The 8,408-nt window shown below is 48.8% G+C and carries 6 protein-coding genes; 1 reads left to right on the forward strand and 5 read right to left on the reverse strand.

Features of this window, described 5'->3' with window-relative positions:
* Positions 1 to 272: 272 nt before the first annotated feature.
* Positions 273 to 1,874, reverse strand: coding sequence for a sulfatase (locus KGY70_13250; GenBank protein MBS3776154.1), 1,602 nt, complete (start codon positions 1,872 to 1,874; stop codon positions 273 to 275).
* 441 nt (positions 1,875 to 2,315) lie between these two features.
* Here KGY70_13250 and KGY70_13255 point away from each other — a divergent pair, with 441 nt between their 5' ends.
* Positions 2,316 to 4,778 carry a hypothetical protein gene (locus KGY70_13255; GenBank protein ID MBS3776155.1) on the forward strand — a complete coding sequence of 821 codons (2,463 nt, stop codon included), beginning with the start codon at positions 2,316 to 2,318 and terminating at the stop codon, positions 4,776 to 4,778.
* Positions 4,779 to 4,794: 16 nt separating this feature from the next.
* Here KGY70_13255 and KGY70_13260 read toward each other — a convergent pair whose 3' ends face one another.
* The 4 genes from KGY70_13260 to KGY70_13275 form a co-directional block, all read right to left on the reverse strand.
* Positions 4,795 to 5,424 carry a hypothetical protein gene (locus KGY70_13260; protein MBS3776156.1) on the reverse strand — a complete coding sequence of 210 codons (630 nt, stop codon included), beginning with the start codon at positions 5,422 to 5,424 and terminating at the stop codon, positions 4,795 to 4,797.
* Positions 5,425 to 5,721: 297 nt separating this feature from the next.
* The gene (locus KGY70_13265) at positions 5,722 to 6,036 is read right to left on the reverse strand and encodes a sulfatase-like hydrolase/transferase (GenBank protein ID MBS3776157.1); all 315 of its coding nucleotides are present in this window, start codon (positions 6,034 to 6,036) and stop codon (positions 5,722 to 5,724) included.
* A 385-nt stretch (positions 6,037 to 6,421) separates the two neighbouring features.
* Complete coding sequence (locus KGY70_13270) at positions 6,422 to 8,125, reverse strand: arylsulfatase (GenBank protein MBS3776158.1); 1,704 nt, start codon at positions 8,123 to 8,125, stop codon at positions 6,422 to 6,424.
* Between the two features lie 99 nt (positions 8,126 to 8,224).
* Positions 8,225 to 8,408: hypothetical protein (locus KGY70_13275; GenBank protein MBS3776159.1), on the reverse strand; the 184-nt coding region annotated here is incomplete at its 5' end.

The raw sequence follows: 8,408 nt of genomic DNA on the forward strand, positions 1-8,408 counted from the left end.
TTGGGTATGGACCAGGCATCCTTATCCCGGTTCTTCCAGTATGGCCCGCCGGGATGAATCAAAAAAACCTCACAGTGTCCATTTCTAAAACGATAGGCCAATATGCCCGCACTTTGCTTTTTCATAATACATGTTTTTTTCCGGTATGGCGAAAACAATATACCTGCCGGCGGTTATTGCCGCTGGCAGGTATATTATGTAAAAAAATGGGGTTACTTCAGTTTTATCCGACTTTTCAGCGATTGACCGTTGAGCCGGATTCATCCTACCGATTAACCGTTTCCGGGCATATACTCCATCCTCAGCGAATCGGAATCACCATAATGGCGCATGATGGAATCCAAGTCGTGCCTGAGTTCCTTCTTCACATCGATATACTCCGGATCATCGATCACATTGTGCATCTCGTTGGGATCCTTCTTCAGGTCATAAAGCTCCCATTCATCCACATCGTGGTAAAAATGGATCAGCTTGTAGCGGTCGGTGCGGATCCCATAATGACGTTTCACCGCATGTATCCCCGGGTATTCATAATAATGATAATACAGGGCATCCCTCCAGTCGGTATTCTGGCCTTCCAGAAGGGGAACCATGCTCTTCCCCTGCATATCGGAAGGAACCTCCACGCCAGCAGCATCCAGCATGGTCTCAGCATAATCCAGGTTCTGCACCAGCTGATCATTCTCGGATCCGGGTTCAACATGACCCGGCCAGCGCACGATCAATGGAGTACGGAAAGATTCCTCGTACATAAAGCGTTTGTCGAACCAGCCGTGTTCACCGAGGTAAAATCCCTGATCAGAAGTGTAGATCACCAGGGTATTTTCTGCCAGTCCTGATTCGTCCAGGTATTTCATTAACCGGCCCACATTTTCATCCACGGCTTTGATACATGCCAGGTAATCTTCCATGTATCGCTGGTACTTCCATCTGGTCAGCTCCCTTCCTCTGGGGGCTTTCTCCTTGAACTCCTGATTAATAGGCCCATATACCGCATCCCACTTTTTCTGCTCTTCTTCAGTGAGCCGATTATAATGTTCTTTGTACACCCGGTCATACCAACCATAAAATGCCTCATAACCCATATCGCGGACCATTTCAGGTCGAAGCTTGTTGTCGCTGGTTAGGCTCATATGTTCACTGATGAGCATCTCCGCCTCTTTGGCAGCGTTGCCCCTACCCCCGTAATCATCAAACAGGGTGGCCGGCTCCGGTATATTTTCATCCTTTTTGAATTCCAGGTGCCGCATCGATGGCAGCCACTCCCGGTGAGGTGCCTTATGCTGATACATCAGCATGAAGGGCTTATCCTGGCTTCGTCCTGACTTCAGCCAGTCAATGGCCATGTCAGTGATCACATCGGTGGTATAGCCTTGTTTCTTAACGGTACCTTCCGGTGAGCGGAATATAGGATGATAATAGTATCCCTGGCCGCCCAAACCATCCAGCACGCGCCAATAGTCAAAGCCAGTGGGCTGCGACTTAAGGTGCCATTTCCCCACCACAGCTGTTTCATAACCGTTCTCCTGCAGAATCTTAGGATAGGTCTGTTGGGTGCTGTCGAAGGGTATCGAATTATTGATCACCCCGTTCTCGTGGCTGTGCTTGCCGGTCAGAATGGTGGCGCGGCTGGGCGAAGAAATGGAATTCGTCACATAGGCATGATTGAAGATCATCCCTTCTTCGGCCAGTTCATCCAGGTTCGGTGTACTGATCAGTCGATCATCGTAAGCACTTAGGGCCTGATAAGCATGATCATCTGTCATGATGAAGATGATGTTCGGCGGCTGTTCCTGCTCCTTGTCCTGTTTTTTATCAGGTTTGCAGCTGGAAAGAAGCATGCTGAACAGGAATACATAAAGTAAGCGATTCATGATAAAAGGTTTTAAATAATGATCAAACAAATAAATATATCAGGTCTTTACAGAAAAACGAATTTTTGGATCATCCTTTCTTTTGGGTGGGTATGTGCTTTCAAACCAAAGTTATAGTTATTAGTGGAAAAGAAAAAAACTTTCCGGTCATTTTTCCGGCGATACCCCAACTCTAAGTATACAGAATCCTAAATTAGAATGTATTTAGATAAGGACAGGTACAACAATACTACAACACCACCTTGCAGGCATTGCATAATACCCTGAATTACAACCTGTATGATTCAGTATTAATTTAAGTTATCCATTTGCCCAAAACTAAAGCCCCCGTTTTCTGGAAACAGGACTTCTTTCGTATCCGGGAAAGCCAGCCAGCTGATTTTATTTTTTAAAGGATTATCTTTATTTTGCCCGGCAGTTTGAAATATGAAACACCGATCCATGAATTTCTCAAAGAGGTTCATACCTGTCATTCCCTTACTCCTGATGCTGATGCTCCTGATTATGCATTCATGTCATTGGTTCGACCGGGGCTTCGAAAGTCAGTGGGCCCAAACGCCCCAGCGGGTATGGGTTGGGCCGGAATACTGGGCCAACCGGCTTCAGGACTGGAGGATTCATGAAGGCCGGTTGGAATGTATCAACAACAGCCGGTCCCTGCGCACGGTTCATGTTCTTACCCGTTACCTGAACAGGAAAGACGGGGCGTTCACCATGAGCCTGCAAACCGGCACCCTGAGTGAGTCGGCCCGAAGAACGGATGCCTGGGTCGGTTTTCTATTGGGTGCGGGAAGCCTGGAAGACGATTACCGGATGCGGGCCCTGATCCACCAGGCCCATGGAAGGCAGGGCGGACTCATAGCAGGCATCAACGGCAAAGGGGAGATTACGGTGATCGATAATGAGGACCGCAGAAAACCGCTCTCGCTACAAAGGGACCGGCAGTTTCATCCATCGGGAATCCCGGAATCAGGAATAAACCTCCACCTGCTGGCCATGCCTTCCGGCAAGACATACCGCCTGACGCTGTGGGCCAGGAACCATAAAACCGGAGAGTCCATCGACTCAGCATACATTGGCGGGATCAGGCAGGAACGTCTGCAGGGCAACCTGGCCCTGGCTGCACATATTGAGGACACCAGCCACAAAACATCCTTCTGGTTCAAGAAATGGAAGATGGAAGGGGCCAAGATACACAAAAGCGACGGCCGCCAATTCGGACCAGTGCTGGGTGCCCATTACACCATCAGCCAGGGCACCCTGTGTATGACAGCCCAGATGCCACCCCTGTCAAAGAAAAATCTAAAAAAGGTAAAACTGGAAATTCGGGAAAAGGGGACAGATGAATGGCAGGTAGCCGGTCGTGCCGGGATCCACACACCAGGCTGGATGGCCACTTTTCAGATAGGTGATTGGAACAGCCGGAAGGCATGGGAGTACAGGATGAGCTATCCGCTGCGGGAATCTCCGGAGCCACATTATATGAAAGGAACCGTAATGAAAGAACCAGACAAGGGGAGCCTTGTTATGGCCGGAATGAGCGGGATTAAAAGCATGCAGCATCCTATAGGTGAAACCTGCCATTTCACCGGGGATAGCATCGGGTTCCCTCACCAGCGTATCCTCAGCAACATACTCAAGCATCAGCCCGACATACTCGCTTATACAGGCAATCAGGTACACAAAAACCTTCCCACAAGCGTGAAGTCTGATTCTTCTGATGATCTATACCTGGATTATCTCTATAAATGGTATTTGTTCTGCTGGGCACATGGAGCACTTACCCGTAATATACCCACCATCATGCTCCCGGGCCAAAAGGATCTTTATCGCAGGCCGCTCCACGTGGCTGACAAACAAAGAACCGGTCAACCAGCCCTCGCCTCCCACCATAGGCCTGCCTCCTTCATCAATATGGTTCAGAAAAGCCAGACAGGGCATCTGCCTGTTCCCTACAATCCAGCCCCCAACCGCTGGGGGATACCTGCCTTCTATACCAACCTGCAATACGGAGGTTTGGACCTGGCGATCGTGGAAACGAATAAGTTCAGGGAAAAGGATCCCAACCAAACGCCAAAGCCTCAGAAAGCAACAACAGGAAGGACCGGCGCTCTGGGCCAACGGCAGTTGTATTTTCTCAAGGATTGGACCCATAGTTGGAAAGGAGCGCATATCAAGGCGGTCATCAGCCAATCTTCCATAACAGATCAAAAAATCCTTCCTGCCTCTTCTGGTAAAGGATTCGCCTCTGAGGGCAAAACCCCGGCCATGAACGCACAGGAAGATCAACCCAATCCCGAATGGAAACAGGCTCTGAAAATCATAAGAAAAGCACATGCTTTGATGATCACATCGGGGCAATCAGCGGCTTATGCGATCCATCAGGGCATCCATCAAAAGGGAGATGCCGGCTTTGAATTGGGGATTCCGCCTTTTTCATGCTGCATAAAACAAACGGCCACTGATACCTTACATCCGGCTGACACCACGGTTCATACTCCCGGAACGGGTTATGGGATCATCACCTTCGACATCTCCCATCAGAGAATCGAATTATCGGCATGGGCGGGAAGTACAGATCCAGAAGAAGGTGAGCCTTACGCGGAATGGCCGGTTAGCCTGGGCGTTAAGGACAATTACCTGCAACATCCGGTGGGCTTCCTGCCGGAGATCATCACCAGGGGCCTAAACCACAAACCGGTCTATAAACTTTACCGCGACAACGACACTGAATTAATCTATGCCAAAAGGGCGAAAGACAGCCTCTTCCGCCCTGCAGTGTATGATCAATCAGTCTACACCCTTGTCGTGGGAAGTCCTGAGGAAAACAGGATGGATACCCTTCGAAACCTGGTGCCTGTTGAGTTAAAAAAGCAAATCATTCTGGATTTCAGGCAGAGATGATGCCGGCAGGCTGCCCTCAGAATTTTCCGATTTTGAAAGTCAGCTGATAGGAGAAACCCCGTAACACATCTTCATCCGTATCATATAGATCGATATTGTCCGTGTAGCGATAATAAGCGCCCATGGAGACCCGCAAAAACCTGAACATATTGAACTCCAGTTCGGCTCCGGGCTCCAGCAGGAAAAAGGCATCGGTATCGTTAACATAATCGTCCCTGTAATCATAATCGTAGCGATTGCGGTGTACATATTTCTCGGCATGGACAATACCTCCGGCACCAACGACGATCGGGAAACTCAAATGCACCCACTCCTGTCCCCCCAGGATCGGCTCAATCATGAGCCCTCCGTATCCGCCTTGCAGATTCACATCTTCAGCCAAAAAGGAATCATACTCATATTCATTGAGAAAGGCTGTTCCAGCAACACCCAGCGCCAGCTGGTGGTTGATGATCCAGGCAGCACGCCCACCAATCACCAGGGCATCGCGGTTGTCAATCTGGGAATAGCCCACTGAGATACCGCCGTATCCACCATGTGATTCAATGCTGCCGAAAAGGGTTTTGAAATTCTCTTCCTCATCCTGGGCTGCAGCCCATGTAAACGATATCATCAAGATGAAGACCATCCAGGTCATTTTTTTCATTTTCAAAGTTTTTAATTGAGGTTAAATATTGAATTGGTTTATCTAAAAATTCACATGTAACGAATGACACTGCCCGAACCGGTGAGCTGTGTGCTGATGCTTCATGGCATAAATTTATTTATGCTCCGTATAACAAAACATATGCCAGATAGGTCGCATCCTGGTGCGTTATATTACCCCCGTGGCAGAAAAAATTTCTACGCATCCGATGACTTAAGCAAACAGCAAGTTCAAAGAAAAGCAAAATCCCCCCTCTGAAATCCAGAGAAGGGATTCTGAAACCTAACCCTAACCCAATCATCTAAAAAAAGAAAAATCAATTTTTAAGTGGCCAGGGGCGCACATTGTCCCAGGCTTGATCCTGAATAACCGACCATCCGCTTTTTTCTTTCCATTGCTCATAGGGGTGCAGGATAAAGCAGGGGCATAGGCCCGTGTAAACAGCAAACCACCTTCGGCGCTCTGGTCGAAATTGGGCGTGTTGATCACCGAATTGACGCGGCCCTTTTCATCCCATTCACCGTAGATGCTGGCATAACGGCCCCAGTCATCGGCAAAGAGAAAAACAATGTTGGGCTTCTTCTTGTTGGGTTGAGCCCGGGTATTGGACATGGACAACATCGCGAATACTCCCCATTCCCAGGAAAAATCGTAAAATCTTCATGATTCAGCGGGTTTATCAATAATTAAGTGTAAAAAAGAAACTTTATTAATAATCAAACATATCAGAAATTTGTTTGGGAATCAATACATTATAGTAAACATCGTTGCATAACCAACAAAAAATTATCTATGAGGTCTTTATAAATAATCAAAATTACGTGGTCCTGGCAATTTTCCTTTCACCTCCTTAAGGGAAACCCCGTTCATACAAACTTAAGTCTCTCCTGGCGTTATAGAAACACAACAATTTGATAAATCGTGTCTGCGGATTCCCTGTCTGATGATAAAAATTCATCTTTAGTTATCCAGGGAGAAGGGGCATTTCTAAAGACAATTAATTTTTAGGCAAAATATCCACTCGATAAGCTTCTTTGATGAACATCTTCTCAAGTTCTTCAACCTTTTGCGGATACTTTTCCGAGAGGTCATGGATCTCGGTGCGGTCCGCTTCGATGTTATATAGCTCCCATTGGGGATCCTCCACCAGACCGTTTTTGTTGAGGATATCTTTGCCCACAAGCTTCCATTTTCCTTTCCGTATCCCGGAATTGCCAAAGTGTTCATATACATATGTCCGTTCAGCCAGGGATTGTCCTTCCAAAACAGGCATCAGGCTTCTGCCTTCCAGGGGGATAATGGTATGGCCTTCATACCGCAGCGGGTATTCAGCCTGAGCCACGTCTATACAGGTTGCCGGAATATCGAAGATGAAACCCAGCTGATCTTCAAAGCGGCCTCTTTTTCCTGAAGGGATCTTTTCGGGCCAGTGGACGATCATGGGGGTGGAGACGCCTCCTTCATGGGTATACTGTTTGTATTCGCTCCAGGGGGTATTGCACAGGTTGGCCCATCCCGATCCGAAAGCTGGGCCAGTGCCTGGTCCGCCAAGTTGTTCCAGGGCTTCTCCTTCATGCAGGATGCTGGGCAATCCAGGGGTTCCGCCACCGATGCCTTTACCACGTGTGTCTGTCTGGAGCCGTTCCTCGGGCAGGTCAAAACCGTATGGTCCCCATTCAGCACAAGCCCCGTTATCGCTCACAAAGATGATCAGGGTATTGTCGATCTGGCCGCTTTCTCCAAGATAGCCGGTCAAGCGCCCGATGTTTTGGTCCATGTTGTCGACCATACCTGCATAAACGGCCATACGCCGGGCCAGGTCGGCCTGGCGGTCATCGGGAATATCTTTCCAGGGCGGATTGGTCTTCAGGTCACCTGGCACTCCATGATCTCGGGCCATATCGGGAATGGGGACTGAGCTGCGGGGTGACAATTCCGTATCCTCCTCCACGATGCCCATCTTCTTCATCCTGGCCAGTCTTTCTTTTCTAAGGGCATCCCAACCGGGTTTGTAGGTATCCTTATATTTTTCTATATCCTTTTTCGGCGCCTGCACGGGAAAATGCGGAACCTGATAGGCCACATAGGTAAACCAGGGCTTACCGGGAGTCTGATTCTGCGATTGCTGTATGAATCTCATGGCATAATCGGTTAAGGCTTGGGTGGCAAAAAATTCTCCCTTCTTATAACTATGGTCAGGCCGGTTTTCAGGCAAGCGGATCATCATTTTCGGGTTCCAGCTGTCTACCGCATATCCATGAGTAAAACCGTAAAACTCCTCAAAGCCCTGCTCCGTAGGCACCGGATCGTTCACATGCCATTTGCCCGACATGAAAGTACGATAACCTGCCTGTTTCAACACTTCAGCTACGGTAACCACATTTGAATGCAGTGAGCCCCGGTACCCCCGCGGGGCATCTGGTCGGTTGCCTACAAAACTTCCAATCCCCGACTGATGCGGATAAACACCTGTCAGCAACGATGCCCTGGACGGACAGCTCCGGGCACTGTTATACATCTGTGTGAAGCGAATGCCATCCTCCGCCAGCCCATCGAGATTGGGAGTTTGAATCTCTCCACCATAGCAGCCCAGGTCGGAATACCCCAGGTCATCGGCCATAATTAAAAGAATGTTGGGCCGCTCACTCTTATTCTGAGCCTGGGTTGTATGGATCAAGGGCGATGAGAGCAAAAAACCCATGATCAGGATGCGCAGGCTCCTGCCAATTTTTAATGAAATCATATCGGTAAGTTTTGTGTGAATCATTATTGGTTTCCTTCCAAAATTTGATCATTGCACTTACTCCCACTGATGCGCATCTTCACCAGCTGACACCGTGGGGAAGGAAGATATCCGGATCCTCGCCGCACCCATGGGCACCAGGGTAAGATCTTCCTTTGCCCGGGTTGTTTTGGCCGGGCTTTGCTGTAGTTCTTCCACCAAACCCTTATCATCCAACTGCCACTGGGGGATCTTTCTGCCG

The sequence above is a fragment of the Bacteroidales bacterium genome (genome assembly GCA_018334875.1).
GTDB lineage: Bacteria > Bacteroidota > Bacteroidia > Bacteroidales > UBA12077 > JAGXLC01.

Coding starts and splice junctions, on each gene's coding strand:
- KGY70_13270 (MBS3776158.1), bottom strand. CDS start 8,125: ATGGGTTTTTTGCTCTCATCGCCCTTGATCCATACAACCCAGGCTCAG.
- KGY70_13250 (MBS3776154.1), bottom strand. CDS start 1,874: ATGAATCGCTTACTTTATGTATTCCTGTTCAGCATGCTTCTTTCCAGC.
- KGY70_13260 (MBS3776156.1), bottom strand. CDS start 5,424: ATGAAAAAAATGACCTGGATGGTCTTCATCTTGATGATATCGTTTACA.
- KGY70_13265 (MBS3776157.1), bottom strand. CDS start 6,036: ATGTCCAATACCCGGGCTCAACCCAACAAGAAGAAGCCCAACATTGTT.
- KGY70_13255 (MBS3776155.1), top strand. CDS start 2,316: ATGAATTTCTCAAAGAGGTTCATACCTGTCATTCCCTTACTCCTGATG.